The sequence below is a fragment of the Campylobacter concisus genome, assembly GCF_003048445.1.
GTDB classification, from domain to species: Bacteria; Campylobacterota; Campylobacteria; order Campylobacterales; family Campylobacteraceae; genus Campylobacter_A; species Campylobacter_A concisus_BF.
Window position 1 is genome coordinate 1 of record NZ_PIQW01000017.1, and the last position, 26012, is coordinate 26012.

At 39.9% G+C, this 26012-nt stretch carries 25 protein-coding genes; 7 read left to right on the forward strand and 18 right to left on the reverse strand.

The window, feature by feature from the left end:
* Nucleotides 1-326: 326 nt before the first annotated feature.
* The 9 genes from mnmH to CVT14_RS09760 are packed head-to-tail and all read right to left on the reverse strand — an operon-like array spanning nt 327 to nt 9471.
* Nucleotides 327-1334, reverse strand: a complete 1008-nt coding sequence (mnmH, locus tag CVT14_RS09720; protein ID WP_021089784.1) for a tRNA 2-selenouridine(34) synthase MnmH — start codon at nt 1332-1334, stop codon at nt 327-329.
* Nucleotides 1321-1806, reverse strand: a complete 486-nt coding sequence (locus tag CVT14_RS09725) for an HIT family protein (protein WP_002942290.1) — start codon at nt 1804-1806, stop codon at nt 1321-1323. Before CVT14_RS09725 ends, mnmH begins: the two co-directional genes overlap by 14 nt.
* Nucleotides 1806-2591 carry an indole-3-glycerol phosphate synthase TrpC gene (trpC, locus tag CVT14_RS09730; protein ID WP_107850225.1) on the reverse strand — a complete coding sequence of 262 codons (786 nt, stop codon included), beginning with the start codon at nt 2589-2591 and terminating at the stop codon, nt 1806-1808. The genes CVT14_RS09725 and trpC overlap by 1 nt, the downstream gene beginning before the upstream one ends.
* A complete protein-coding gene (locus CVT14_RS09735; protein WP_107850226.1) occupies nt 2588-3850 on the reverse strand; it encodes a tetratricopeptide repeat protein in 1263 nt (420 codons plus the stop codon). The genes trpC and CVT14_RS09735 overlap by 4 nt, the downstream gene beginning before the upstream one ends.
* On the reverse strand, nt 3829-4194 hold the full coding sequence (locus tag CVT14_RS09740; RefSeq protein WP_103631642.1) for a YkgJ family cysteine cluster protein: 366 nt from the start codon (nt 4192-4194) through the stop codon (nt 3829-3831). The genes CVT14_RS09735 and CVT14_RS09740 overlap by 22 nt, the downstream gene beginning before the upstream one ends.
* The gene (locus tag CVT14_RS09745; RefSeq protein ID WP_107850227.1) at nt 4191-4898 is read right to left on the reverse strand and encodes a tRNA1(Val) (adenine(37)-N6)-methyltransferase; all 708 of its coding nucleotides are present in this window, start codon (nt 4896-4898) and stop codon (nt 4191-4193) included. Before CVT14_RS09745 ends, CVT14_RS09740 begins: the two co-directional genes overlap by 4 nt.
* Nucleotides 4895-7147 (reverse strand): vesicular transport factor Uso1p, encoded by a 2253-nt coding sequence (locus tag CVT14_RS09750; RefSeq protein ID WP_107850228.1) that lies wholly within the window; start codon nt 7145-7147, stop codon nt 4895-4897. The genes CVT14_RS09745 and CVT14_RS09750 overlap by 4 nt, the downstream gene beginning before the upstream one ends.
* Complete coding sequence (locus tag CVT14_RS09755; protein WP_107850229.1) at nt 7144-8106, reverse strand: NAD(P)/FAD-dependent oxidoreductase; 963 nt, start codon at nt 8104-8106, stop codon at nt 7144-7146. Before CVT14_RS09755 ends, CVT14_RS09750 begins: the two co-directional genes overlap by 4 nt.
* Before the next feature lie 24 nt (nt 8107-8130).
* Nucleotides 8131-9471, reverse strand: a complete 1341-nt coding sequence (locus CVT14_RS09760; RefSeq protein WP_107850230.1) for a class II 3-deoxy-7-phosphoheptulonate synthase — start codon at nt 9469-9471, stop codon at nt 8131-8133.
* A gap of 142 nt (nt 9472-9613) precedes the next feature.
* On the opposite strand from CVT14_RS09760, the gene rarD (CVT14_RS09765) reads away from it, so the two are divergent.
* Genes rarD (CVT14_RS09765) through CVT14_RS09785 form a run of 5 tightly spaced genes read left to right on the forward strand, consistent with a single transcriptional unit; the run spans nt 9614 to nt 14768 of the window.
* Entirely contained in the window at nt 9614-10501 is an 888-nt protein-coding gene (gene rarD, locus CVT14_RS09765) for an EamA family transporter RarD (protein ID WP_009293763.1), read from the forward strand.
* Nucleotides 10502-10517: 16 nt separating this feature from the next.
* Nucleotides 10518-11372: an EamA family transporter RarD gene (gene rarD / locus CVT14_RS09770; RefSeq protein WP_265094444.1), complete on the forward strand. Its 855-nt coding sequence runs from the start codon at nt 10518-10520 to the stop codon at nt 11370-11372.
* Entirely contained in the window at nt 11365-11817 is a 453-nt protein-coding gene (locus tag CVT14_RS09775) for an aryl-sulfate sulfotransferase (RefSeq protein ID WP_107850232.1), read from the forward strand. The genes rarD (CVT14_RS09770) and CVT14_RS09775 overlap by 8 nt, the downstream gene beginning before the upstream one ends.
* A gap of 39 nt (nt 11818-11856) precedes the next feature.
* Nucleotides 11857-13578 carry an AAA family ATPase gene (locus tag CVT14_RS09780; RefSeq protein WP_234403127.1) on the forward strand — a complete coding sequence of 574 codons (1722 nt, stop codon included), beginning with the start codon at nt 11857-11859 and terminating at the stop codon, nt 13576-13578.
* A gap of 2 nt (nt 13579-13580) precedes the next feature.
* Nucleotides 13581-14768 (forward strand): McrC family protein, encoded by a 1188-nt coding sequence (locus CVT14_RS09785; protein ID WP_107850233.1) that lies wholly within the window; start codon nt 13581-13583, stop codon nt 14766-14768.
* A 17-nt stretch (nt 14769-14785) separates the two neighbouring features.
* On the opposite strand, the gene CVT14_RS09790 is transcribed toward CVT14_RS09785, so the two are convergent.
* The 3 genes from CVT14_RS09790 to gatB are packed head-to-tail and all read right to left on the reverse strand — an operon-like array spanning nt 14786 to nt 18163.
* On the reverse strand, nt 14786-15841 hold the full coding sequence (locus CVT14_RS09790; protein ID WP_107850234.1) for a glycoside hydrolase family 3 N-terminal domain-containing protein: 1056 nt from the start codon (nt 15839-15841) through the stop codon (nt 14786-14788).
* On the reverse strand, nt 15838-16728 hold the full coding sequence (locus CVT14_RS09795; RefSeq protein ID WP_103602706.1) for an NAD(P)H-dependent glycerol-3-phosphate dehydrogenase: 891 nt from the start codon (nt 16726-16728) through the stop codon (nt 15838-15840). The genes CVT14_RS09790 and CVT14_RS09795 overlap by 4 nt, the downstream gene beginning before the upstream one ends.
* A 13-nt stretch (nt 16729-16741) precedes the next feature.
* Nucleotides 16742-18163, reverse strand: a complete 1422-nt coding sequence (gatB, locus tag CVT14_RS09800) for an Asp-tRNA(Asn)/Glu-tRNA(Gln) amidotransferase subunit GatB (RefSeq protein WP_107850235.1) — start codon at nt 18161-18163, stop codon at nt 16742-16744.
* A gap of 213 nt (nt 18164-18376) precedes the next feature.
* Here gatB and CVT14_RS09805 point away from each other — a divergent pair, with 213 nt between their 5' ends.
* Nucleotides 18377-19759, forward strand: coding sequence for a purine-cytosine permease family protein (locus CVT14_RS09805; RefSeq protein ID WP_107850236.1), 1383 nt, complete (start codon nt 18377-18379; stop codon nt 19757-19759).
* Nucleotides 19756-20529, forward strand: coding sequence for a creatininase family protein (locus CVT14_RS09810; RefSeq protein ID WP_107850237.1), 774 nt, complete (start codon nt 19756-19758; stop codon nt 20527-20529). The genes CVT14_RS09805 and CVT14_RS09810 overlap by 4 nt, the downstream gene beginning before the upstream one ends.
* Before the next feature lie 153 nt (nt 20530-20682).
* Here CVT14_RS09810 and CVT14_RS09815 read toward each other — a convergent pair whose 3' ends face one another.
* The 6 genes from CVT14_RS09815 to CVT14_RS09840 all read right to left on the reverse strand — a co-directional run bounded on the left by CVT14_RS09815 (nt 20683) and on the right by CVT14_RS09840 (nt 26012).
* A complete protein-coding gene (locus CVT14_RS09815) occupies nt 20683-21366 on the reverse strand; it encodes a F0F1 ATP synthase subunit A (protein ID WP_002942300.1) in 684 nt (227 codons plus the stop codon).
* Nucleotides 21367-21431: 65 nt separating this feature from the next.
* Nucleotides 21432-22193 (reverse strand): TSUP family transporter, encoded by a 762-nt coding sequence (locus CVT14_RS09820; RefSeq protein WP_107850238.1) that lies wholly within the window; start codon nt 22191-22193, stop codon nt 21432-21434.
* A gap of 145 nt (nt 22194-22338) precedes the next feature.
* Nucleotides 22339-22875, reverse strand: coding sequence for a superoxide dismutase family protein (locus CVT14_RS09825; protein WP_002942317.1), 537 nt, complete (start codon nt 22873-22875; stop codon nt 22339-22341).
* 66 nt (nt 22876-22941) lie between these two features.
* Nucleotides 22942-23709, reverse strand: a complete 768-nt coding sequence (locus CVT14_RS09830; RefSeq protein ID WP_107850239.1) for a TIGR02757 family protein — start codon at nt 23707-23709, stop codon at nt 22942-22944.
* Entirely contained in the window at nt 23706-25577 is a 1872-nt protein-coding gene (flgK, locus tag CVT14_RS09835; protein WP_107850240.1) for a flagellar hook-associated protein FlgK, read from the reverse strand. Before flgK ends, CVT14_RS09830 begins: the two co-directional genes overlap by 4 nt.
* A 3-nt stretch (nt 25578-25580) precedes the next feature.
* On the reverse strand, nt 25581-26012 hold the full coding sequence (locus CVT14_RS09840; RefSeq protein WP_012001657.1) for a flagellar export chaperone FlgN: 432 nt from the start codon (nt 26010-26012) through the stop codon (nt 25581-25583).

The window sequence follows — 26012 nt, forward strand, 5'->3', positions numbered from 1 at the left end:
AAGCATATCCACCCAAAGCACCCATACGACCTCTTGGACGGTAGCGTTCGCTCGCAACCAAGCCAACCAAGCCAACCAAGCCAACCAAGCCAACCAAGCCAACCAAGCCAACCAAGCCAACCAAGAAAAACAGATAAATTTAACTAGAAATTTTCACAAAATTAGCAAAAAATTTATGTCGAAGTATAAAAATGGCCTTAAACTAAGCCATTTTTAAGTGCAAAAAACCGATCTATATTAAAATTAAAAGTAAATTTGACCTAGCAAAATAGAGCAAATTTAAATTTGTAGATAAATTTTACCCCCAAACAAAGCGTCACAAGGATTTAAAATTTCGCCTCAGTTCTTATCAAATTTAGCTTTTTAACAGCCTCTTCAAAGTCGTCAGAGCTTACAAAAACATCAATGTTTTCATTTTTCTTATAGACCTTGTCGTAGTATTTTGTGAGTAAAATTTCAGCTACTTTGGCGATGTCGTTTTCGTTAAATTTAGCCACCGCCTCATCTCTGGCCTCTTTATCGATAAAGGGCGAAATTTTCTTTATGCACTCATCAAAAAAGGCTTTATCCACGCTTTTATAGTCGCTTGTGATGCATGAAATTCTATTCTCCAAGCTCGCGCTAACCTCAACACAGATGCCACAACGCATCGCCTCATAAAGGCTTTTTGGAAGTGTTAGCGAGCCGATCCTTCTGCTCTCGCCCTCGATAAAGCAAATTTGATCTTTTAGCGTGATGAGCTTTTCAAAGAGCGCATCTTCAAAGCACTTTTGGCTAGGCTGCGCGCCGTTTATCGCGCCAAAGACTGAGCCTAGGTGATTTGCCATCGCTTCAAGGTCGATTGACGGCGAGAGTGCCCTTATAAGCTTGCTTTTATAGCAGCCAGTGTTGCCAAAAAGAGTGATAAATTTCGTGCTTAAAGGACGCTCTAAAAACTCCAAAACATGATTTCTATAAGCCTTATAGCCGCCATTTAGTCTATAAATTCTATATCCGATCATGCTTAGCACAAAGCCAACCGAGCTTGATCTAAGCCCGCCCTTTGCGCAGTAGATGCCAACTGCTGAACCAACCTTAGCCCTTTTATAGACCTCGTCGATGATATTTTGTAAATTTTTGCAGATGTATTTTGCGCCAAGGCTCTTAGCTAGGGCTCTGTCGCTTTTGTAGATTGTGCCTACCTCTTTATGCTCAGCGTCATCAAGTGCGTATAAATTTAGAGCATCTTTTATGTGCGAGTAGGCATACTCATGCGGCGATCTAGCGTCTATCAGGACTTCAAACTCGCCCCTTTTTCCCAGCCACTGCTCGATATCAATCTCAAATAACGCCACTAAAAGCCTTTTTTAGCTTTTGATAAAGCGGATGAAACGGCGTACCATTTACCCTAACATCGGCGATCGTCGTGATGAAATTTGTATCCCCACTCCACCTTGGCACAAGGTGATAATGCACGTGCTCAGCTATGCCAGCGCCTGCTGCCTTGCCTAAATTCATACCGATATTTACGCCCTGAGCATGAAGCTCGCGCTTTAAAATTTCAACCCCAAGCCTTACAAATTTACTCATCTCAAACCACGTCTGCTCGTCAAGCTCCTCGATCTTGTCGGTGTGGTGATTTGGTATGATCATAAAGTGTCCAGGCGAATATGGATATAAATTCATGATCCCAAAGCAGTGCTTAGCACGAAAAAGCACGCCATTTTTTTCGTCGTCTTCTTTTGAATTTATGACCTCGCAAAAGACGCAACTATCTTTTTTTGCGCTGAAATACTCGCTTCTCCAAGGGGCACAAAGGTGCTGCATCACTCGCCCTCCTTTATCTTTTTAACGGCGTTTTTTATATCATCTTGCCTCATAAAATGCTCTCCTATCAAGAAGGCATCGACTCCGATCTTGTTTAGCTCGCAAAGCTGCTCATGCTCGTAAAGACCACTTTCAGCGACTATTATCTTGCCGTTTGGCAAAAGCGGCACAAGCTTCTCGCAAAGGCTCATATCCATCGTAAAATCATCTAAATTTCTATGATTTATCCCTATTATATTTGCCCCTGCAAAGACCGCCTTTTTTACATCCCTAGCATCATGCGTCTCTACTAAGACCTCAAGCCCCAAGTGGTGCGCGTACTCAAGTAGCTCTTTTAGCTCGCCTTGAGTTAGAGCTTTGGCGATGAGCAGGATAAAGTCCGCTCCATAAACAAGTGCTTCTAAAATTTGATACTTATCAACGATAAAGTCTTTTCTAAGGATCGGCCTTGATGCGTAGCGGCGAACCTGTGTGATGTACTCTATGTCGCCTTTAAACCAGTGAGGTTCGGTTAGGATGCTAAAGGCATTTGCGTGCTGCTCGTACTCCTGCGCTATTTTTATCGGCTCAAAGTCCTCTCTTATCACGCCTTTGCTTGGGCTTGCTTTTTTTATCTCAGCTATTATCTTCATAGGCTCATCTTTACTTGATCTAAGTGCGCCCAAAACGTCTCTTGGCACGTATGGGTTGTATGCCAAAGATCGACCTAGCCACTCCTGCGGAAAGTCTGCCTTGCGTTTTTCTAGATCATCTTTTGTCTTTTTTATGATCTCATCAAGTATCATTTTTTAAGCCTTTTGTTTAAATTTATTATGCAGCGCTCGATTAGGTGCAAGTGTTCTTTTGCCTCTTTTGAAGCCTTAAAATCAACATCTTTCATCGCGTGCATCATTATGCCCTTTGCCTTTTTGCACTCGCCAAGCTTGAAATAACCCCACGCTAGCGAGTCCTCATAGTAAGGCGAGTCTGGCGAGATCTCAAGCGCCTTTTGCACCATCTCCACGCCCTTTCTAGGGTCTATCTCGTGATCAATGAGCAAGTAGCCGTAGTAGTTAAAAAACATATCGTTATTAAGCTTTGGCACGCTAGCTTCAAATTTATCTAAGATATCAGTGATCTTTTTCTCATCTAGACTATCTTTATTCATCTCATACTCGTAGATGGCGGCCTTTGCTAAGAAATTTAGATCCCTGCTATCGTTATAAATTTTAACCGCCAAAACGTATGCATCGCCAAAATTTCCAGTCGCAGCGTAAAGATCCATCAGTGTGGCGTCGTTGTAGCCATATTTTTTCAAAATTTCAATAGCCGCTTTATAATTTTTAGCATAGACAAAATACTGCACGATCTTGTCAAGATAAGAGGTGTCGTGAGTGATGTCGTAGATCTCTTCAAAAAGCTCGATCACCTTTGGGAAATTTCTTTGCTGAGAGTAAATTTCAGCCAAAAGCTCGCATGTCTTTTGAGTGCAGCCCTGCTCCTCGCGGAATTTCTCGAGGTATTTTGTCGCATCATTTACATTATCCATACGGTTTAAAAGGATATCAACGATGCGGAGCAAATTCTCCTCTTCAGGCTTTAACGAGTATGCCTCTTCAAAGTATTTTAGCGCCGTTACTGTATCATTTTGCATCATGCAAATAGTGCCAAGCATGAGTAAATTTTGGGCGTTTGGCTCTTTTGTGGCAAGCTCTTGCATCAGCTCTTTTGCCTCGTTTAGCTTAGAGAGATTGACCAAATTTGCAACCTTGATCCTGATAAAATCACTATCATCTTTTAAGCTCTTCTCGCCATCACTCATAAGGCTATCTAAATTTTCATTTTTTGTAGCAAAGGCTAGCTTGATCGCCTCTTTTAGATAGGTCTTTTGATTTGTCTCTTTAAAAAGCCCTAGATAGGTCTGGATGCTAGCATTTACATCGCCACTATCTTGCGAGATGAGAGCTTGCATTAGGCGTAAATTTACACTTTTGTTGTCATCTGCAAGCAGATGTGTGCTAAAAAATACGCTTATAAAAATTATTAAAATTTTACGCCAATGCATTCTGCTCTTAGCTCCTTTAAATTTTTTTTAAAATAATCCCAAAACGGAAATGTCCTGCACTGCTTAGGTCTTAACTCATAAACCGAGCAGTTTTTATTTTTCTCATCAAAAAATATGCAAGCAAAACCGTCATCATAAGGCTTTTCTTTGATGCTTCGCCTTACGCCCACTTTTATTAGAAATTTGCTCTCAAACTCATCTTTTGGCATATCAAAAGCGGCACAAAATTTTAAAATTTCGCCCTCATCTATCCAGATGTAGCCGCTCTCGCCAGTGCAGCATTTGCCTCCGCAACTCTCGCAAAAACTAGGATCAAACTCATAGCTAAAACCCTGGGCTCTCACGCTATCTCCTTGTAAGAGACACTGTTTGTATCTGCTTTTTTAAATATCTCGCTTGCCTCTTTCGTGTGCGCGCCATCCTCGCTCATCACAAGAGGCGGCAGGACTTTTAGCTTTGAGTTTGAGTTGTTTCGCACTTCAAGCAAAGCCAAATTTGCTGGCTTATCCTTTTTAGTATGGACAAATTTTAAGCTCACCAAATTTAGCTTATACTCTTTTAAGCAAGCTGCTATCTCGCTAAGATCATCTGGCGCATAGCAAAAAAACGCCCTTTTATGTGGCTTTAAATTTACGCTTATGCCTCTTATAAAATCCTTTAAATTTAGCGAGCTTGCATATCTGCTAACTTTTATGTGCTCATTTTGGCTTTTTGTAACACCGTCATGATAAAAGGGCGGATTTGAGATGATTAGATCAAATTTCTCACTATCTTTAAAATTTGCAAAATCAGCCGTTATAGCTCTAGCCTCTAAGCAGTTGCTCTTTGCGTTAAAGCTTGAAATTTCGCTATTTAGCTCCAAAAGATCAAGCATGCTTAGATCTATCTTTTGAAAATCACGCTTAAGCAAAAGTCCAAGTATCCCGCACCCTGCTCCAACGTCCAAAACTCTACCAGAAATTTCGCCTACACTCGCGCAAATAAAATCATAAAGAACGAGCGTATCGCTGTTGTAGCGATAGCCATTTTCAAGCTGGGCTAAGATCATCTATAAACCTTGATGATAAAGCCGCGCGTCACATCTTTTACGATCACTTCAGAGCTAAAGCTGATCCTTGCAAAGTCGCCAAATTCCTCTTTTATAAGCTCAGCCGCTGCCTTTGCACGCTCCTTGCCAACGCCGTAATTTACGTAGTTATTTAGCTTGCCAAGGTCATCTTTTTTGATATTTTGAGCGACATTTGACGGGATGACAAAATTTTTCTTATCCACGATCGGGATGATCTCATACATATAGTTTGAGTTAAATCTCTGTAAAAACTCGCTCACTCTGTTTTTGCACATTATGCTCACCTTGTCCTTTGAGTCCATATCGTCGCACTCGATGCTAGAGATGAGGACAAGCTTTGTTGGGGTCTCTGGCTTGGTCGTAGCTTGTAAGATATTTTTTAAATTTACATTTTCATTTTCAAGCTCGTCTTGTCTGTTTAAATTTTGCTCGATATCTTTTTGAAGCTCGATGATCTGGGCATTTACAGCTCCACCTTTATGACCGCTCGAGCTTAGCTCACTTATCTTTGAGTTTAGCCGTTCGATCGTCTTGTTGCTCTCGTTTAGCTTTTGCTTTGCATTTTCTAGTTCATTTTGCAAGCTTAGTAAATTTTTGCCGCCACTTTTGTTGTTGTCAGTTAAAAATGTTGAGGTATCAACTATCTTTTTTTGTAGCATATTTATCTGCTGGCGCAAAATTTCATAGTTTTGCATATCGATCTTTAGCGTTCTTTTTTGCGTTTCTAGCTCGTTTTGCTTGGCGAGGAGCATCTGGCTTGTCTTTGTGACATTTTCTTCAAGCTCTTTTATCTTCGCGTCTTTTAGATCAAGCTTTGCGCTCAAATTCTTCAGCTCACCCTCGTTTGAGCCAAGTTTTTGTGACTGCAAAGAGATGGTTTGGTTTTGATCAAATAGCGTTTTTATAAATTTAGTTGTCTTCGTATCAAGTGCTTTTAGCTCTTCTTGGCTCTTTTTAAGGCTCTCTTCGCTCAAACTTAGCTTTTTGCTTAGCTCATTTAGAGTTGAGTTCGCGTCTAAATTTTGCTTTTCAAGCTTTTTATTTAGAGCATTTGCCCTCTCAAGCTCTTTTTTAAGCGAGCTTATATTTTCATTTGCAAGCTTGTTCTCTTGCTCGCTTTTTAAACTCTTTTGCTTTAGATCATCAAAGCTTTTGTGAAGTGCCGCAAGCGAGGCATTTAGCTCTAAATTTTTGCCATTATAACTTTGCGCCATTAGATCTTTTGAGTTTAGGTTTTTCTTGATCTCTTCAAGCTCGTAAATTCTATCTTTTAGTGCAGTCTTGTTTGACTCAAGAGCCTCCTGCAAGTCGATTATCTTATTTGCCTTTTTAGAAAGCTCATCCTCCATAACGCTCTTTTGCGTCTCAAAGCCATCATTTAGCGCATTTATCTCTTTTTCGTAGCTAAATTTTTGAGTGTCGGCGTCATTTTTAACTCGCTCGATCTCCTCTTTTAAAAGCAAAATTTCTTTTTTCTCGCCTCTATCTTTTTCACTTTGAGCTTTTTCATACTCTTTTATAAGAGCCTCTTTTTGCGCAAGTGTCGCATTTAGCTCGTTATTTTGCTCTTTTAAAGCGGTGTAGTTTGCCTCAAAGCTCTCTTTAAATTTGTTAAAGCTGGCCTTGGCATCTTTTAGCTTGCTCTCATCGCCATTTCTAGCGTCATTTATCGCATTTTCAAGGTCGATTATCTTTTTCTCATAAGCCTTTGAGCTCTCTATCATATCAGCTTGCGCTTCATTTAGGCGCTTTGTCAAAGCTTGGATATTTTCAAAGTGTTGCGCCTCAAGCTCGCCAAGAGCCTTTTGATTTTTTTCTACTATCTCATTTTTTTCATTTTCGATATTTCTTTTCATCTCTGAAATTTTGCTTATAAAGTCTAAATTTTTCTCGCTCATATCGACATTATCAGCGGCTAAAATTTCATTTTTTTTGCTTAGCTCGCGCACTTGCTCTTGAAGCTCATTTACATTGTTTGATAAATTTAGATCCTTATCATCAACAAAATTTTGCATGTAGCTCTTTGGCGTGATGTAGCCGCCATACTCGTAAAGATCATCTTTGCTTACATATCTTTGCTTCTCTTCTTCAGGGAGATCATCAAAATTTATAGAATAAATCGTTTGATTAGTATCTTTTGGCGCCTCGTCCTCTTTTTGAAATTTCAAAAACGAGAGAGAAAAGCCAGCTATCAGACAAACAATAGCTAGTGCGATTTTATTTATCAAGCTTGTGCCTTGCCTTTTAAGATGTCTTTGATGACGCTATGAGCGTGATTTAGTGCGACTACGATCGAGCCACCATTTTTTAAAACGATATCTCCTCCCACATATAGTCCTGGCACGCTACTTTGGTAATTGCTATCAACTATCGGAGTGCCTTTTTCATCAGTTTTTATCTGGCATTTTTGTAAAAAATCAACTGGACTTGAGCCACCGATCGCATAAACAACCCTGTCATAGACACGGATCTTGCCATTTTCATAATGCACTCTTACCTTGCCTGATTCATTATCGATCTCGGTTATATCGTGATTTAGCCTTACTTTTATCTTATTATGCTTCTCAAGCTCCCAAAGTGCGCTTAAATTTGTCTCATTTACACGGCTAAATTTATCTTTTCTGTAAGCGATCGTAGTTTTGTTATACTGACAAAGCTCGATAGCATACTCAACCGCAGAGTTACCACCGCCCACAACTAGCACTTTTTCGCCGTTTGTGCAGTTATCAAGGTTAAAATTTACAACTGAATTTAGTGATGGCGGGATCTTATAGTCAGGTTTGTTTGGTCGTCCCATTTTGCCGATCGAGACCATCACGTTTTTGGCTTCATAGACAGCTTTTGAGGTAGTTACTTTAAAAATTTCTCCCTCTTTTTTTACGCTTTCGACCTCAGAGTTAAAAAAAGCCTCGATATTCTCAGAGTCAAGTAGCTTGTCAAAATAATCAAGCGTGCTCTCTTTTGTGCCATCTTCAAACGAAACTAGCCCATGTATCGTGCTATCTTGCCCTTTATACTCTTTATCTACGCGTTTATTGTCTTTATAAAATTTTCTGATCGTTTGGCTGTGGTTATCGCCTTTTTCAAGGAGCAAAACATTACTTAAGCCATTTCTTTTAGCCTCTACTACGCTAGCTATGCCACAAGGTCCGCCGCCAACTACTATTAGATCATAAATATTTGCCATATTTTTCTCCAAATTTTATAAATTTTAAGCTTTTTTAACTAGATCAGCCATCAAAAATGCAAGCTCTAAAGCCTGATCAGCATTTAGTCTTGGATCGCACTGCGTCTCATATCTCTCTTTTAGCGAGCTTTCAGTGATGTTTAGCGCGCCGCCGGTGCACTCTGTCACATCTTTGCCAGTCATCTCAAGGTGCACACCGCCTGCTCTTGTGCCCTCAGCTTTATGAATTTCAAAAAAGCTTCTAACCTCGCTTAAAATTTTACTAAATTCACGAGTTTTGTAGTTGTTTGAGGTCTTAACGGTGTTACCATGCATCGGGTCTATGCTATAAACGATATTTAGCCCCTCACGCTTTAGCTCTCTTAAAATTTTTGGTAAATTTTCGCCGATCTTATCAGCGCCCATTCTGATTATCACATTTAGCCTGCCAGCTTCATTTTCTGGATTTAGCTTATTTGCAAGCGCTACGACATCTTCTGCCTTTGCGCTTGGTCCGATCTTTACACCGATAGGATTTTTCACGCCACTTAAAAAATGCACGTGAGCGTCGTTTATGCCGCGCGTCCTCTCGCCTATCCAAAGCATGTGAGCCGAGCAGTCATACCACTCGCCACTAAGGCTATCAACCCTAGTTAGCGCCTCTTCATAAGGCAAAAGCAGTGCCTCGTGAGATGTATAGACTGCGGTTTGATTTATCGCTGGGGTATTTGCTGAAGTGATGCCACAAGCTGCCATGAAAGATAGAGTTTTTGTTAGATCATCGGCTAGTTTTGCGTATTTCTCGCCGATCTCTGGCTTTTTAACAAAGCCTAAATTCCACTTATGCACCTGATGAAGATCAGCTAAGCCTCCTCTTGAAAAGGCTCTTAAGAGGTTCATCGTAGAAGCACTTTGATAGTAAGCCTCTATCATGCGTTTTGGGTCAGGGATTCTTGCCTGCTCGTCAAATTCAAAGCCATTTATGATGTCGCCTCTATAGCTTGGTAATTTAACGCCATTTACCTCTTCGTAATCACTACTTCTAGGCTTTGCAAACTGCCCTGCCACGCGGCCTACTTTGACCACCGGACAGCCACCACCAAAGGTTAAAACTATCGCCATTTGAAGCAAGACCTTAAACATATCTCTGATGTTGTTTGCGCTAAAATTTGCAAAACTCTCAGCGCAGTCGCCACCTTGAAGCAAAAAGGCCTCGCCACTGCAAACTTTTGCAAGCTCATTTTTAAGACTTCTAGCCTCACCAGCAAATACCAAAGGCGGAAGTGCTTTTAGTTTTTCTTCAGCCTCTTTTAGCTCTTTTAAATTTGGATAAGTTGGTTGTTGTAAGATGTTAAATTCTCTCCAACTATCTCTGTTCCAAGTCATAAATTTTCCTATCTTTTACCTTAATTTAGCGCTGATTATATCACGCAAAACTTAAAAAATAAAAGCCATTAATGGGTTATTAAAGATATTTTGCATACAATCGCTACTTTAAATTTACCCAAAAAAAGAGAAGATTTTTTTCATGATAAAAGGCATTTTTTATTCGCTTTTGGCATCAGTTTTATTTAACTGCATTTACTACATGTCAGTGCTCATGAACCCCATCAGCACGCAAGCTCTTATTGGATACCGCATGATCTTTGCCATGCCTTTTGTCATCGCCGCCATTTTTTTGTTAAAACAGCAGCGAAATTTCAAATTTTTACTTCTAAAAATAAAGCTGAAACCTAAAATTTTACTAGTTTTGCTTGCCACCTCGCTCATCGTCTCATTTCAGATGTGGCTCTATCTCTGGGCTCCAAGTAACGGCGCAGCGCTAAAAGTCTCGATAGGCTACCTCATCATGCCAATAGTCATGGTCCTTTTTGGACGGATATTTTTCAAAGAGCACCTCTCAAAAACAAAGTTAGCATCGATATTTTTCGCTGCCATTGGCGTCTTTAGCACAGCAGTCATTAGTGGTGGCATCTCGTGGGAGAGCGCTGTAGTTTTTTGCCTTTATCCAGTCTATTTTACCATTAGAAAGTACTACAACCTTGCAAATTTCTCAAGCTTTGTTATAGAGATAATTTTTATGTTTTTATTCTCATTTTATTTTGCGCTCACAGCCGATATGGACTACGTAATGAGCCAAAATCCAAACATCTACTATCTGCTCATCTTGCTTGGTGCTATCAGCGGCATAGCCCTCATCGCCCAGATCCTCTCAAGCACGCTCGTGCCGATAAATGTACTAGGTTTGCTTACATATTTTGAGCCTATAATGATGCTCTTTGTCTCATTTGCCATCGGAGAGAGACTGGAGAAAAGCTCATACTTTTTGATGATCTGCCTAGCCATCTCTGTCACGCTTTTGATGATAGATAGTATAAATTCTATAAAAGGCGACAAAAATACCAAGACTAAATGAGAGCCAAAAAGGCGTTATTCTCGCGCTTAGCGCCTTTTTTATGTGGGGGTTTTTGGCGGTTTATTTCAACCTATTTAGTAAAGATGTCGATGCTTATGAAATTTTAGCCCACAGGATCATCTGGTCATTTTTCTTGATGGCGGCAGTGCTTTGCATTAATGGCAAAATGGGCGAAATTTTTGCGCTTCTTAAAGATATCCGCTCGCTAAAGGCTCTATTTTTAAGCGGTATTTTTATCACCATAAACTGGGGCGTTTATGTCTATGCGGTGGGTAGCGGCAAAATTTTAGACACGAGTTTGGGATATTTTATAAATCCCTTGATAAGCATGCTCCTTGGCGTCATCATCTTTAAAGAGCGCCTGAGCAAAGCTAGCGCCATAGCCGTTTGCATCGTCATCGCAGCCGTTTGTGTACAAATTTACGCCAAAGGTGGCCTGCCACTTGTCTCTATCATCTTGCCGCTTTCGTTTGGATTTTACGCGATGGTTAGAAAGATGGCGAAGATTAGCGCATTTAATGGGCTTTTTATTGAAACATTTTTTATGTTTCCATTTGCGCTTGGCTACGTTTTATGGCTGGTTTTTCACTCACAAAGCCACTTTGGACTAAACAAGGACTCACTTTTAATGATCGCTTCAAGCATCGTCACTATCGTGCCACTTGTCGCTTTTAACGCAGCTACGACAAGGATAAATTTAACGACTATCGGCTACTTGCAATACATCTCACCAACCATCGCGATCCTTTGCGCGGTCTTCGTTTATGGCGAAATTTTAGACGGCTACAAAGTCATCTCATTTTGTATGATCTGGCTGGCGCTTGCGATAATTAGCGTAGATAAATTTAGAAAAAGGAGTAAAAATGAATAGCGTTACGATCTATTTGCTGCTTGCGTTTTTTGCGGCGCTTATTTTATATTTTCAGATACAAAAACTAACCAAAAAGCTTGACGATGAAGGAGCGGTGCCTGCATATCAAAAAGCTGCGCAAGAGGTTTTGCAAAATTTAAATAACGCTGAGAAATACCCTAAATTTTGCAATGTCATACAAAAAAAGATAAATGCTTTAAGACAAGACATACTCTTTGAAGATGCGCTAAATGGAGCTGGCGACAAAGACAAAGCGCTTGATACCTTAGAGCAGATAAGAGATAAGGTCGAGGCGCTTTTAAAGCGGGAAAATGCAAACTGGGAGAGCGAACTGGTTGAAATTTTAGACGAGATCGATGGCTTTGTGAAGGCAAATTTCAAAAACGGCGAAGATAGAGCCAAGGAGCTAAGGGACGAACTAAAGAAAGAATTTGATGGGTTGTGAAAGTAGCTTTGGTAAATTTTGATAATTAAAGGAGTAAGCGTGTTTGAATTTATAGATTACGATGGTTTTCAGGACTACTGTGATAAGAATAAATATATGGAGAATAGCTCTGTTAAAGCCTATCATTCTTACTTAAAAAACTTCATTAGTTTTTTGGAAGATAATAAAATTTATTCATTTTCCGATTATGATAATGCGGATATAAAATATTTAGAACAAGAATTTACAAAAACAGGCAGAAATGAACAAACTTTTAATAAGTATATGCGTGCAGTAAATTATTATAGAGATTTTAAAAAAGGTAAATTAGAGACGATGCCAACAGAAAACAATGGACAACAAAAAGCTAAGGTAAATTTTCCACTAAATCAAATTTTATATGGCCCTCCAGGAACAGGAAAAACATATAGGCTTTCAAAGATCATGGATAATTTTACTCAAAATCTCAATGTAAAATCGAACGATGACACTGACGCGCTATATGAAATGTTAAAAATAGAAAACTACACTTGGTTTCAAGTGGCTGCAGCCATATTATATGATGCAGCTATTTCAAATATTAATAGTGGTTGGGTTAAGTTAAATAACGACATAGTAAATCACACTTTATTTAAATTAAAATCAATAAAATCAAATTCAAAAAAACCAAACCAGACAATATCTACAGTTTTACTGTCTCATACAAAAATGGATTGTAAGTATGTAAATATTAAAAGAAAAGACCCTCCTTTTATATTTGAGAAAAATGAGAAAAGTGAATGGTGTGTAGATACAAAAATACTTAATGATGAGTGTCCTGAGGCCATAGAGCTTTACGAAAAATACAAAGAGATAAAAGATAAAAAAGTAGGCACAAGCTACACTAAAGAAAATTTTAAATTTATAACATTTCACCAAAGCTACGGATATGAGGAATTTGTTGAGGGTATAAAGCCAGTATTTGATGACGAAAACGAAAATGGCGATATAACTTATGAGATATCAAAAGGCATTTTTTATCAGTGCTGCGAAAATGCTTTGCTTCTTAGTGATTACAAAGGCAAACTTAGGGATTTTTGCGATCTGCCAAAAGATGAGCGACAAAAGTTTTTTAATGAAAACACACCAAAATATGCCATCTTTATCGACGAGATCAACCGCGGAAATATATCGAAAATTTTTGGTGAGCTCATAACTCTCATAGAGCCGTCAAAAAGGCTTGGAGCAGATGACGAGATAATGGTCGAGCTGCCATATTCAAAAGAGAAATTTGGAGTGCCGTCAAATTTATACATAATAGGCACGATGAATACAGCAGATCGAAGCATAGCCCTTATGGATACGGCTCTTAGAAGAAGGTTTGAGTTTGTGGAGATGATGCCAGAGTATAGTGACCTAAAAGAAGTCGCTGATATAGATATCGGAGAAATGCTAAAAACGATAAATGAGCGCATAGAGTATCTTTATGATAGAGATCACACGATAGGGCATGCTTATTTTATAGATGTGTCAGATATTGGCACGCTTGCAATTGTCTTTAAAAACAGAATTTTACCGCTACTGCAAGAGTATTTTTACGACGACTGGGAGAAGATTAGGCTGGTTTTAGGCGATAGTCAAAAAAATGAAGATTGCCAATTTATAACTAAAGAAGAGAGAAAAGCGAGCGATTTATTTGGAAAAAGTATCGATGATATAGAAGACAAAATGTTATACAAAATAAACAAAACAGCTTTTGATAATCCGCAAAGTTACATAAAAATTTATAACCAAGTAAATTAAAGATGAAGCAAAGTCAGCTAACAATAACTGAGTTTGAGCGCATATATCAGCACGATATATGCAAAAAAGACTTTGGCGATATAGAAAATTTTATCCTTAAAAATAGCGATGAAAATGCGCCTTTTTTAAGGATAGCAAGCGGGGTTGGCGGGAAATTTATACAAGCTAGAAACTATGTCGGCGTTTTGCAGACAAAAAGTGGCTTAACGATAGAGATTTTGCCAAAAATAGCAGACAAAAACGACGCCGAAAGATCAAAAGCAGTTTTTATAAAAATGCTAAGAACGCTAAAAAATTTCCCATTTAAAAGCTCAAATTTAGCCAGTTTAAAAACCCAAAATTTACCGCTTTTGGAAATTTTCATCTCTATGTTTTTATGTGAGCTTGAAGCTCTTGTAAAAAAGGGGATAAAGAGCGACTATGTGGCGCTAGAAGAGAACCTAAATTTCCTAAAAGGGAAGCTAAATATAAACGAGCAGATAAAAAGAAATAGCATCCACAAAGAGCGGTTTTACGTAAGATATAGCGAATTTTTAAGCGATATAAAGATAAATAGGATCATAAAAACAACACTTAAATTTCTATGCAAAAAGTCAAATTCTAGTAAAAACCAGCAAAAAATACGCGAGTTTTTATTTATGTTTGACGAAGTTTCTACGTGCGATGATTATAAAAATTTCTTTGAAAAGCTCATCATAAATCGCCAAGTAAAACACTACGAACAAACTCTTTTATGGTGCAAGATCTTTTTGCTTGACAACTCTTTTACTCCGCACAAGGGCGATGATCTAGCCTTTGCCTTGCTTTTTGATATGAATGCACTATTTGAAAGCTATGTTGGAGATTTTATAAAGAAAAGCTTTGCAAGCACAATATTACAACACTCAGAAAAACACCTCATTGAAGATCCAAAAAGCTTCAAACTAAGACCTGACATATTTTTAAAAAATAAATTGGCCGACACAAAATGGAAGATCATAAGCTCAAAAGATGATATCTCACAAGCTGACCTATATCAGTTATATGCTTACGGCAAAAAACACGAGTGTGACAAGCTATACCTTATCTATCCAAAGATAGATGACACAAGACAAAAAACTATGAAATTTAGATACGAAGATGTAATGTGGCTTGAAATTTTATATTTTGATCTTGAAAAAGACGAAAATAACGCAAATTTACTAGCGTAACTTTCCAAAAACCAAATTTAAAGCTTCGCTTTTAGAACCATTATCCTCTTATATGATGCGTCTATCCGCTCTTTGCTGATCTTTTTCTCATTTACAGCATCCACTATGATCTGAGTGACTAGATCGGCCGTTCTTTGGTTATTTATCTTAAACTCGCTAAAGAGCAAGATGTCACCGCCAGCGTTTATAAATTTCACCACTTTTTGCGCCAAAGTCTCATCTCCAACGCCTTTCATCAGCATATCATCGCTGATAACCACACCATTGAATTTAAGCTCATTGCGAAGCAGATCGGTTATTATTTTTTTAGAAAGTGTGGCTGGATTGTCCTCGTCGATACCCTTTACAAAAAGGTGCCCGACCATGATGATCTGCGCTCTACCGGTGCTTATGGCGTCTTTGTATGGCAGTAGCGCATCTTTGCTTAGCATGACCTCGCTCTTATTTTTATGCGAGTCCTCTTTTGAGCTGCCATGCCCTGGGAAGTGCTTAAGTGTCGTTAGGATGCCCTGTTCTTTAAATGCGTCCATAAAGGCATCAGCGTAGATCACTATCTTGCTTGCATACTCGCTAAACGCCCTTTGCTTAGCGGCGATGATCGGCGAGTTTTCATCGTGTAGATCGACCACTGGGGCGAAATTTAAATTTATTCCACACTCTTTTAAATTTATGGCCATTTTTGAGTAGAGATCATAAGCGCTTTTGATATCAAGTGTGCTTGCGACCTCGTATGCGCTAGGATATGGGCCATCAAAGCTCTTGTCCTTCATGCGGCTTACGTTGCCGCCCTCTTCGTCGATAGCGATGAAAATTTTAGGGCTTTTCTCTTTGATCGCCTTTATGCTAGCTTTTAGCTGGGCTTTGCTGGTGACATTTCTGCCAAGTAGCATCACACCGCCAAATCTCTCATATCCAGCGTCGCTTAACATCGCGCGAAATGCAGCGTCTTTTGTGCTAGCGCCGTTAAAGCCGACCATTATCATCTGCGAGACCTTGGCTCTTAGGCTCACCTCTGCGCCGTTTAGCCCAAGAGTAAAAATAGCCATAAAAAGTATAAATTTAAAAGCTCTCATCTTCTTCCCAAAAGCGATTTTACGCTCTCAAAAACGTCTTTACCATTTAGCATATTTTCAACCTCGCTAGCAATCGGCACATATATGCCCTTTTCTTTAGCGATCTTGCTAATAGCCCTTGCGGTATCCACACCCTCAGCCACCTCGCCAAGCTCATTTAAAATTTTCTCTAATCTCTCGTGCCTTGCGATGCCAAGACCTACGCGGTAGTTGCGTGAAAGTATCGATGAGGCGGTTAAAAACAGGTCCCCTGCGCCGCTTAGCCCCATAAATGTCTCGTCTTTTGCACCAAAAAATTTGCCAAATCTAGCCATCTCGACAAGCCCACGAGAAATGAGGCTCGCCCTTGCGTTGTTGCCAAGACCAAGTCCGTCGCAGATGCCACCAGCTATGGCGATCACGTTTTTATACGCCCCGCACACCTCAGCGCCGATCACATCATCAGAGGTGTATGCTTTCATGTAGCTTGGGAAAAATGAGGCAAATTTTAAAGCTAAATTTTCATTTTTAGAATTTACCACCAAGGCACAAGGTAGCTTTTGCATGATCTCTTTTGCAAAGGTTGGCCCTGAGAGAAAGGCTAAATTTTCTCTATCAACAAAGTCTTCATAAATTTCATTTAGAAATTTAAGATTTGCCGTGTCTATGCCCTTGCTGGCGACTAGGATCTTTTGACCTTTGTTTTTGTAGTTTTGTTTTAACCATAAATTTGTAGCTTGCGTTGGGATCGTGCAAACTAGGTATTCGCACTCCAAAGCTTCATCCAAGCTTACAAAATTTGGCATCTCTCTTGGCGTTCTTGAGCTGATGACGCACTCGTTATTTTCACTAAATGCGTGAAAAAGCGCACTGCCCCACTTGCCAGCTCCGATGACTGCTATGCTCATTTTAGCCCTTTTTTTAGCCTATTTTGGCCTTTAAAAGCTCATTGACCTTGCCTGGGTTAAAGGCACCCTTGCCCTCTTTCATCACTTGACCGACAAAGAAGCCAAACATCTTATCTTTGCCGTTTTTATACTCTTCTACTTTGTCGGCGTTTGCAGCTAAAATTTGATCTATGATCGCGATGATCGCTGAGTCGTCGCTCACTTGTTTTAAGCCAAGCTTTTCGATGACGCTATCTACGTCCACGTCATGCTCCATCAGGTAGTCTAGCACCTCTTTTGCAGCCTTGCCGCTTATCGTGCCATCTTCTATGCGTTTTAGTAAATTTATCATCTTGGCGCTGCCAACTGGGCTTGTCTCAATCGTTACACCGTTATTTAAGCGGCCAAGAAGCTCGACTATGAGCCAAGTAGTAGCAAGCTTTGGCTGAATTCCAGCGGCGATTAGCTCTTCAAAATATCTAGCCATCTCAACGCTTTGGGTTAAATTTAGCGCATCGCTCTCTTTTACGCCTAGCTCGCTAACATATCTTGCAACCTTTTGCTCCGCAAGCTCTGGGATTTTTATCGCTTCATTATACATCTCTTCTGGCACTTCAACAGGCAATAAATCAGGGTCAGGAAAGTACCTATACTCCGCGCTATCCTCTTTGCCACGCATCGATCTTGTCACTAAATTTGTCGTGTCAAACAGCCTTGTCTCTTGATAGACCTCTTCGTCATATTTGCCATCTTCCCACGCTGCACTTTGGCGCTCTACCTCGTAGTCGATCGCTTTTTGGATAAATTTAAATGAGTTTAGGTTTTTTATCTCAACCCTTGTGTAAAGCTTGGTATCGCCTTTTGGACGGATAGAGACATTTGCGTCGCAGCGGAAGCTACCTTCTTGCATATTTGCGTCGCTGATATTTAAAAAGCGAAGGATCGAGTGCAGTTTTTTAAGATAAGCCACCGCCTCGTCGCTACTTCTAAGGTCTGGCTCACTAACTATCTCAAGAAGCGGCGTGCCAGCCCTGTTTAGATCAACCAAACTCTCGTTTTCTTCGTGGATGTTCTTGCCAGCGTCCTCTTCAAGGTGCGCTCTAGTTACGCCGATGCGTTTTTTAGTGCCGTTTATGTCGATGATGAGCTCGCCACCTTCTACGATAGGTATCTCAAACTGTGAAATTTGATATGCCTTTGGAAGGTCTGGATAGAAGTAGTTTTTTCTATTAAAGACTGATTTTTTATTTATTTTAGCGTTTATCGCTGTGCCAAAGCTGATCGCCTTTTTGACAGCCTCTTTGTTTAGCACAGGTAGCGCTCCAGGCAGAGCTAGGCAGGTCGGACAAACGTGAGTGTTCGCCTCGTCGCCAAAGCTAGTCGAGCAAGAGCAGAAAATTTTAGTTTTTGTATTAAGCTGAGTATGAACTTCTAAACCGATAACGACTTCAAACATATTTTTACCTTTAAATTTATGCAAATTTTTAGTGCGTATTTTAGCGATACTTTCTTTTAAAATATCTAAAGAGGAGCTTTTAAGGAAATTTAAAAGCACTAACAATTCGTAACATTAATGATAAAAATTTAAATTACAAATTAAATATTTTTCGTAAGAAAAAAATAATATAGCTATAATAAAAAAAGACAAAATTTTATGAAAGGAGCTTGTATGAGCGACAAAGAGAATGTTGTTTTAGAAGATGGCGAACGTATGCTGTCTCCGGTTCCGATGTCTGAGCGACGCCCGACATTTAACCAGATAATGGTCTGGGTAGGTTTTGGCTACGTTGTTACTGGACTTTTCATAGGTGGCGTTCTGGCCGGTTTTGGCGGAAAGCCTGGCGTCTCACCTCAAACTGCCATTTGGGCGATCATTTTGGGTATGGGCTCACTAAGTATCATTACTGCGCTACTTGGCATAATGGCTCAAAAAACTGGTATGAGCCTAGCACTAGTTTCTAGGTACTCTTACGGCATGAAAGGTGCAAATTTGCCAATGATCATCATGGCGCTGCTAACACTTGGCTGGTTTGCCAGCATCACTGGCATGGTCGGTCAAATTTGGGGTTCATTTATAGGCAATCCAAGTGGCGTCATCGTCTTTGATCCGGCAAATTTTGGCTACAAAGATATCACACCGATCACGCTTGAGGTCTTTCTTGCTTGCTTTATCTTTGGCATCATCTTCACCATCACAGCATACGTGGGCATCAAAGCTATCGAGGCTATCGCGATCCCTATAAGCCCTGTTATCTTGATCATCGCAGTCTATGTTGGCTACGAGATGTTGGCAGAGGGTGGCGGAGCTGAGGCCTTTTTAGAAAAGACCAAAAATATACAAGGTCTTGGACTTGGAAATGCCATCACTGCTGTCGTTGGTAGCTGGATAGCAGGAGCTGTTATGGGTGTTGATCTATTTAGATTTAACAAATCAGTAAAAGCCGTCATCGCTGGTGTCGTGGCTTGCTTTATACTAACAAACCCTCTTTTAAACATAGTTGGCTACATCGGCGCAGTAAGCGTTGGTCAGTTTAACTACGTAGAGTGGATGCTAACAAAGTCAGCCCTTTTAGCTATCATCGGTGTCATCGCTTGGACAGCATCGCTTTGGACTACAAATAACGCCGAGCTATACTGCAACTCGCTATATACTGGCCCGGTGCTCTCAAGCATAAATTTAAACATAAATAGAAAAAAACTAGTGCTAATCGCTGGCGTAGTAGGCACTGTGCTTGGCTCATTTGCCTTTTATCAAATGTTTTTTGCGTCATTTATCACGATACTTGGCACATTTGCTCCGCCTCTTGCTGGTCCGTTAATAGCTGATTATTACATCATCAAAAAAGGAAAATACGACATCGCTAAATTTAACAGCGAACCAGACTATCACATGGCTGGCGTTATCTCATTTGTCATAGGCGCTTTGCTTGGATTTATCTTCCAGTACTATTTGCCGCTTCCATTTGACCTACCATCAGGTCTTGTAGCGTTAGTTATTACGATTATTATCTATCCGATATTTTATAAATTTTTTAACAAGGAGATGAGATGAAAAAGGTAGTTTTGAACGAATTTAGCGCAAGAGAGCTAAAGCAAAAATTTGAGGCGCACGAGATAGATAGCGCTATCACAACCTTTGGTAGCTGCGAGAGCCATGGCTGGCACCTGCCGCTTGGCCCTGACCTTTTTGTGCCTGAAGAGATCGCAAAAAGAGCAGCTCTAAGACTTGAAAAGACTATCGTTGTGCCAGGCGTGCCTTTTGGTACTTCTATCCACTACAACCAATTTCCTATGTCAGTCACTCTTAGGTTTGAAACCACGATAGCGATCGCTGAAGACATTTTTGAGAGCCTTATAAATAACGGCATAAAACATATCATCATCCTAAATGGCCACGACGGCAACATCCCTGCCCTTGAGATCGCCGCTAGAAAGGTAAAAGATAGACATAAAGACGCTGTTTTGGTTTTTATTCCTGCTTGGTGGAACATCACAGGAGCTAGACTAAAAGGTACATTTGACGTCTGGGACGGACTTGGTCACGGCGGAGAGGGCGAGACTTCTATAACTATGGCGGTTAAACCTGAGCTTGTAAATTTAGAGTACGCAAAGTCACAAGTGCCTCATGATGTTATCGGTTTTGGCGAGTTTAGCACCATCATCTGGGATATAAAAGAGGTAACAGAGACAGGTGCTACTGGAGATAGCACAAAAGCTAGCCTAGAAAAAGGTCAAAAGATGCTTGATTGCGTGACTGACTACGTTGTCGAGATCATTGAAAAGCTTGAAAAAATGGGCTGGAAATACGACCACAGAAAATAAATTTATGTGTGCTAGAGATAGCACACATTTTTACTGCTTAATTCTTCACAAAATTTATAAAACAAAATTTGAAATACTGACTAAAAGTTAAATTTGATAGATAGTAGAAATTTAAAAAAAAAGAAAAGCCATATAAAAATATGGCTTTAAATTTTAATGCTCGTGCTCGCTAATAGCGACTGCACCAGCTAGATAAACGTAAGTTAGCATCATAAAGATAAATGTTTGCAAAACAGCCATAAGCGTTAGAAGCGCAAAGGCTGGAAGCGGCGCAAACCAAGGTGCAAGTGTAAGCATCGCAAGCAAAAATAAGTCATCGCCCTTAATGTTACCAAAAAGACGGAAAGATAGCGAAACTACACGTGAAAGATGTGAGATGACTTCGACTGGAAACATAATAGGAGCTAGAAATTTGTTTGGTCCCATAAAGTGTCCAAAGTATTTGAAAAAGCCATTTTCTCTAATGCCCTCAAAGTTGTAGTAAATAAATACAACCAAAGCCAAAACTAGAGTTAAATTTAAGCTTGAGCTTGGTGACTCAAAGCCAGGGATGATGCCAATGACGTTTGAGAAAAATACGATAAAACCGATAGTTGCAACAAGTGGGAGGTATTTTCTAGCTAGCTTTTCGCTACCTAAAGTATCTTTACCCATAGAGATAACGCCCTCTAAATAAGCCTCAACTATGTTTTGAAGGCCTCTTGGCACAAGCTGCATCTTGCTCCTTGCGATGTAGGCAACGATGAGGATGATCAAAGCTACAAGGCAAAAGTGAAACGCATAGACAAAGGCATGTGAATGGTTTAGCAAATTTGAGAATAGAAACAAATCTTTCATTGATTTACCTTAGATTTAGAATTTTGCGTGATTGTAACAAAATTATTGTTAAAACATTTTTAATTTTAAGCCTTGAAGTAGTCAAAAAGCAGTTTGCAAATGGTCGCTGCGACAACTAACAAAAACATCGTTCTAATAAATTTGACCTCTTTTTTGATGACTAAATTTGAGCCAAAATATGCTCCTAAAATTTGCCCTACAGCCATCAAAAAGCCAACTAGCCAAAGTATCTGCCCGCCTACTATAAAAACGCCAAGCGTTACGATGTTGCTGGTAAAATTTAAAGCCTTTGTGTGAGCGACCGCCTTTTTTAAATTTAGCCCGATAAGTGCCACCATCGCAAACATCCAAAACGAGCCTGCTCCTGGGCCAAAAAAGCCGTCATAAAAACCTAAAATAAGCCCAAAGATGACATAAAATAGCCTCTCATTTATCTTTGCAGCCCTGTCGCTCTCACCTATTTTTGGCATAAAAAGCGTGTAGATGAAGATGGCGATTAGCAAAAATGGAATGATGATTTTTAAGAAATTTGCATTTAAAAATAAGATGAGCGTTGCGCCGATGAGAGCTCCAATAAATGTAAAAACTATGCCAATAAAGCACTCTTTGTAATTAATCAGCCCTTTTTTAGTGAAATTTAGCGTTGCCGTGAAGCTGCCAAAGACGCCTTGAAGCTTGTTTGTGCCAAGGGCAAGATGAGGTGGCACGCCCATTGCCATGATAGCTGGCAAGGTGATCAGTCCGCCTCCTCCTGCGATTGCGTCGATAAAACCACCCAAAAATGCAGCCACAAAAAAGAGGGCGTAGCTAAGTAGGTCAAATTCCATTTTTACTCTTTTGTAAATTTAAGTTTAAAAGCGGATTGTAGTTTAAAGTTTTGAAATTTCATCTTAGAAATGGGAGTTAAATTTGAGCGAGAAATTTAAAAAAGCCTTTAAACGTTAAATTTAAAGGCTTTTTGTGGGGGCTTTATTACTTAATAACGCCGCAAAGCATTCTAGCGCCGCCGCCGCCAAGTGCTTTTGGTTGGTCACTGTGGTTATCGCCACCGACGTGAACCATTAGTGAGTGACCTTTTAGCTCGTCAAGATTTTTTATCTTTGGAGCTAGCACTGGGTAGTTTGCATTGCCCTCGGCATCTACGTAAAGTGCTGGTAGATCGCCTTTGTGACCCTTATCGTCCCATGCGAATGAGTGCATCTTTGTCTCAGCTGGATCCCAGTGACCACCTGCTTTCATGCCAAGGCCTTTCTCAGTCGCGCCACAATCAGCATTTTGGTGAACGTGAAAGCCGTGAAGTCCAGCAGGAAGACCTTTTAAATTTGGAAAAAACGCAACGCCGTAGTTTGTCTTAACAGCCACTACTTCGCCAACGCTCTTATCGCCCTTTTCGCTTAGCTCATTAACAGGTATGACTAGATGCTCGCCAGCCTTTGGATCAAAGTGATGACCCTCGTGAGCAAAAAGCAAAGTTCCTAAAACTGCACTTAGTAAAACGATTTTTTTCATACAAGCTCCTTATGGATAAAATTGTATGGCAAGTCTATCCTAAATTTAAAAATTTAGCAATAATTTTTATTTTTTGAGATTTTTTACGATGGTTTCTAGCTCTTTGCTCTGCCCTATCCTGTAAAGCGCAAAGTCGTATTTAATGGGATCAAGCTCGTCAAATTCTCTAAGTTTTTTTGTAAGCTCCATGACCGCTTTGAAGTCGTAGCTCTTTCTATTTATAAGTCCTAAATTTAGTGAAACCCTATGCGTGTGCACGTCAAGTGGCATCAAAAGCCTATCTTTTGGCAAATTTTTAAATAATCCAAGGTCGATGTCGCTATCTCGCACCATCCAGCGAAGATACATGTTATAGCGTTTATATGGACTTTGCGGCTCTTTGCTAAAACTCTTACCAAAGAAAAACTCATATCCGTCTGAGCGGTAAGAATTTAGCCCATATATAAATTTAATAAGCTCATTTACTGCTTCTATCATCTCGCCATTTTTTGCAAGCCCTTGGCGCAAAATTTCTTCTATGCCGCACTCTTTTTTCAGGCGTGAAAGTGTGATGAAAATTTCTTTTACGTCGTTTTCATTTTGAAAGCGGTATTTGAAATTTGATAGATTTTTCTTGATATTTTGCTCGCTCTCATCAAGCAAGCTAAAATCAAGCGAATTTAGAAATTTCACTATCATTTTTGCGTTGCCATAAGCAAATAACGCGCAAATGAGCGCTATGTTTGGCTCTTTAAATTTAGTAGCTACTTGAAGAGGATCTGGGGCGTCAAATAGCCCCTGGTTTGTATTTTTACTAAGTACGTGTGCGTCTAAAAGGCTCTTTAGTTCGCTCATTGTTTTAGTGAAAGAAGGGTGTCAAGCATCTGATCAACTGTCGTGATGATCTTTGCAGCTGCGCCGTAGCTTGCTTGAAAGCGGATTAAGTTTGTAAGCTCTTCGTTGGTATCTACGCCGCTTGTTGATTGAAATTCCTCTTCAGCAGTCCTTTGCAAAGATGTGTTTGTGTCGTGAATAGTGTTGTTCGCCTCAGTATCGCTCGCCATATCGGTCGTAAAATAGCGGTAATATCCCTCGATCGTCTCATCTCTGTCAAGCGCAGTGCCACTTGAGTAAAATGTCTGCTTTTGGTACTGAAGCTGGATCATCTTGTTTGCAACTTCGTTGTTTCCGACGATTGGCTTTGAGTAGGCACGAAGCTTTGTGTGATCTTGGGTAAAATTTTGATTTATGCCTATTGTATTTGAGTTTGTGCCAGAAAAAAATCTGTTGATGCCAACAACGCCTGGAAAATTTGTGCCGTGATCGACTATTGAGATGCTATAAAGCCCTTGAGCTTGCTTTGGTATGAGCGCAAATGTGCCTTGATGCGTGTTTTTATCATAAAAATACGACGCTTCAAAGAAATCATCGACGTCATTTAGCATGTTATTGTCATTGTTATCGTCTGAATTTGAGTTAAAATCCTGCACAACAGAGTTGCCGTATTTTGTATCATTCATCGTCGTAGTACCGTTTATCTCGATAGTTTTTTTAGCTACGACGTTGCCCTTGTTATCATAAACTATGGCTTCAAAACTGCCGTTTCTTATGCTGTTGTCGTGGTTCATCAGCGTCTTATCGTTTTCTAGGTAGCTGATCGGATCTGAGTTTGAAATTTCAACCGCAGACTCGGCATAGACGTTGTTTGTGCTAGTTATTAAAGTTTTTGAAAATGTATTTAGGTTATCGATATATTTTTGGATGATACCATCGCTAAATTTATCATTATCTGGCTCGTAGTTGCGGCCTCTAAGATCAAGTGCAGCGCCTATTTTGCCATTCGTGATCTTCTCCTCCATAGGGATACGTCTGCCATCTTCTCTTTCATAATAAATTTTAGTGTATTGCCCACTCTCGGTTGAGCTCATAGAAATTTCATGAAAATTTACACCATCAACTATGCTCACACCGCCGATATTTAGGTTGTAGTATCTTCCTTGATCGCTTATGCCTGTATCTATCCTTGACTCGCTTTTTAGATCGCTTTTATAAACGGCTGTATTTACCAGCTTTGACATAGCAAGCTCTAGCTCATCGCGCTTGTCACGAAGGTCGTTTGCATTTATCTTGATGCCAGCGTCTGCGCCAGATTCAACTCTTTGAATTTGTTTATTGATGTTTGCTATTTGCTTGCCAAGTGAGTTTATCTCGTTTATATTTATCTTTATAGTCTCATCTATCTGCGTGTGCATATCATAAAGCATCTTAGATGAGCGGTTGATGCTAGCTGTTAAAACGCTAGCTTTGTTTATCAGATTTACCTTTTGAGCGCCCTCATCTGGGTTTGAAGCGAAGTTGTTCCACGCAGCAAAATACTCCTGTATATCTTTTACCATGCCATTATCTTTTAGATCTGGGAAGTATTTTGTCGCCTCTTGTAAAATTCTCTGTTTGTAGCCTGTATTTTCTAAATTTGATGATGAATATTTTAGTCTTGAATAGGCAAACTCATCGTGAAGCCTTGTCACGGTATCTACTTGCGTACCTGTGCCAACTCCACCAGGGACAGTGTTCATCGCTGGAGATGCTGACTGGACTACACGCTGCCTTGTGTAGTAGTTACTATCGGCGTTTGTGATGTTGTTTCCGGTTGTGCTTATTTGCACTTGGGCTGCATTTAGCCCTGAAACGCCTGTACCTAATGACATAAAGATATTAGCCATTTGTTAAACCCTTGATTTGTAAAAATTATTATCTGTGCCGCTGCCGTCTTGGCCGTATTCATTAGTCTGAGTACCAAATACTTTTTTGCTAAGCGAGTCGAAAAACTCCTTAACAACAACGACGTGTCTTGCATATTCTTTATTTACTTTATGCAAAATTTCAAGCTTTGAGCGCATAAGCACTAGCTTTGACTTCACTTCATCATCTAAAACATTTGCAAGTGTCGTAGTGCCACTCTCTTTTGAGACCCTTAGCAGCTCTTTATCCAAAGCTCTTTTAGTATCTTCAAAAGCACGCACGAGAGCATTTTTTTTCTTCACGCTCTCATCAACGCTTGAGTGCTTCGCCTCTTTTATATTGGCGATATCTTGCATCGTTAAATTTATAAGCTCGTCTAGCTCGCCTATGGCCTCGTCCAAAAGCTTCTTTATCAT

Coding starts and splice junctions, on each gene's coding strand:
- CVT14_RS09840 (WP_012001657.1), bottom strand. CDS start 26,012: ATGATAAAGAAGCTTTTGGACGAGGCCATAGGCGAGCTAGACGAGCTT.
- CVT14_RS09785 (WP_107850233.1), top strand. CDS start 13,581: ATGAAGCAAAGTCAGCTAACAATAACTGAGTTTGAGCGCATATATCAG.
- CVT14_RS09745 (WP_107850227.1), bottom strand. CDS start 4,898: ATGATCTTAGCCCAGCTTGAAAATGGCTATCGCTACAACAGCGATACG.
- CVT14_RS09725 (WP_002942290.1), bottom strand. CDS start 1,806: ATGCAGCACCTTTGTGCCCCTTGGAGAAGCGAGTATTTCAGCGCAAAA.
- CVT14_RS09795 (WP_103602706.1), bottom strand. CDS start 16,728: ATGAGCATAGCAGTCATCGGAGCTGGCAAGTGGGGCAGTGCGCTTTTT.
- gatB (WP_107850235.1), bottom strand. CDS start 18,163: ATGTTTGAAGTCGTTATCGGTTTAGAAGTTCATACTCAGCTTAATACA.
- CVT14_RS09815 (WP_002942300.1), bottom strand. CDS start 21,366: ATGAAAGATTTGTTTCTATTCTCAAATTTGCTAAACCATTCACATGCC.
- CVT14_RS09810 (WP_107850237.1), top strand. CDS start 19,756: ATGAAAAAGGTAGTTTTGAACGAATTTAGCGCAAGAGAGCTAAAGCAA.
- CVT14_RS09805 (WP_107850236.1), top strand. CDS start 18,377: ATGAGCGACAAAGAGAATGTTGTTTTAGAAGATGGCGAACGTATGCTG.
- CVT14_RS09735 (WP_107850226.1), bottom strand. CDS start 3,850: ATGCATTGGCGTAAAATTTTAATAATTTTTATAAGCGTATTTTTTAGC.
- CVT14_RS09760 (WP_107850230.1), bottom strand. CDS start 9,471: ATGACTTGGAACAGAGATAGTTGGAGAGAATTTAACATCTTACAACAA.
- CVT14_RS09775 (WP_107850232.1), top strand. CDS start 11,365: ATGAATAGCGTTACGATCTATTTGCTGCTTGCGTTTTTTGCGGCGCTT.
- CVT14_RS09790 (WP_107850234.1), bottom strand. CDS start 15,841: ATGAGAGCTTTTAAATTTATACTTTTTATGGCTATTTTTACTCTTGGG.
- flgK (WP_107850240.1), bottom strand. CDS start 25,577: ATGGCTAATATCTTTATGTCATTAGGTACAGGCGTTTCAGGGCTAAAT.
- CVT14_RS09825 (WP_002942317.1), bottom strand. CDS start 22,875: ATGAAAAAAATCGTTTTACTAAGTGCAGTTTTAGGAACTTTGCTTTTT.
- trpC (WP_107850225.1), bottom strand. CDS start 2,591: ATGATACTTGATGAGATCATAAAAAAGACAAAAGATGATCTAGAAAAA.
- CVT14_RS09830 (WP_107850239.1), bottom strand. CDS start 23,709: ATGAGCGAACTAAAGAGCCTTTTAGACGCACACGTACTTAGTAAAAAT.
- CVT14_RS09820 (WP_107850238.1), bottom strand. CDS start 22,193: ATGGAATTTGACCTACTTAGCTACGCCCTCTTTTTTGTGGCTGCATTT.
- CVT14_RS09755 (WP_107850229.1), bottom strand. CDS start 8,106: ATGGCAAATATTTATGATCTAATAGTAGTTGGCGGCGGACCTTGTGGC.
- rarD (WP_009293763.1), top strand. CDS start 9,614: ATGATAAAAGGCATTTTTTATTCGCTTTTGGCATCAGTTTTATTTAAC.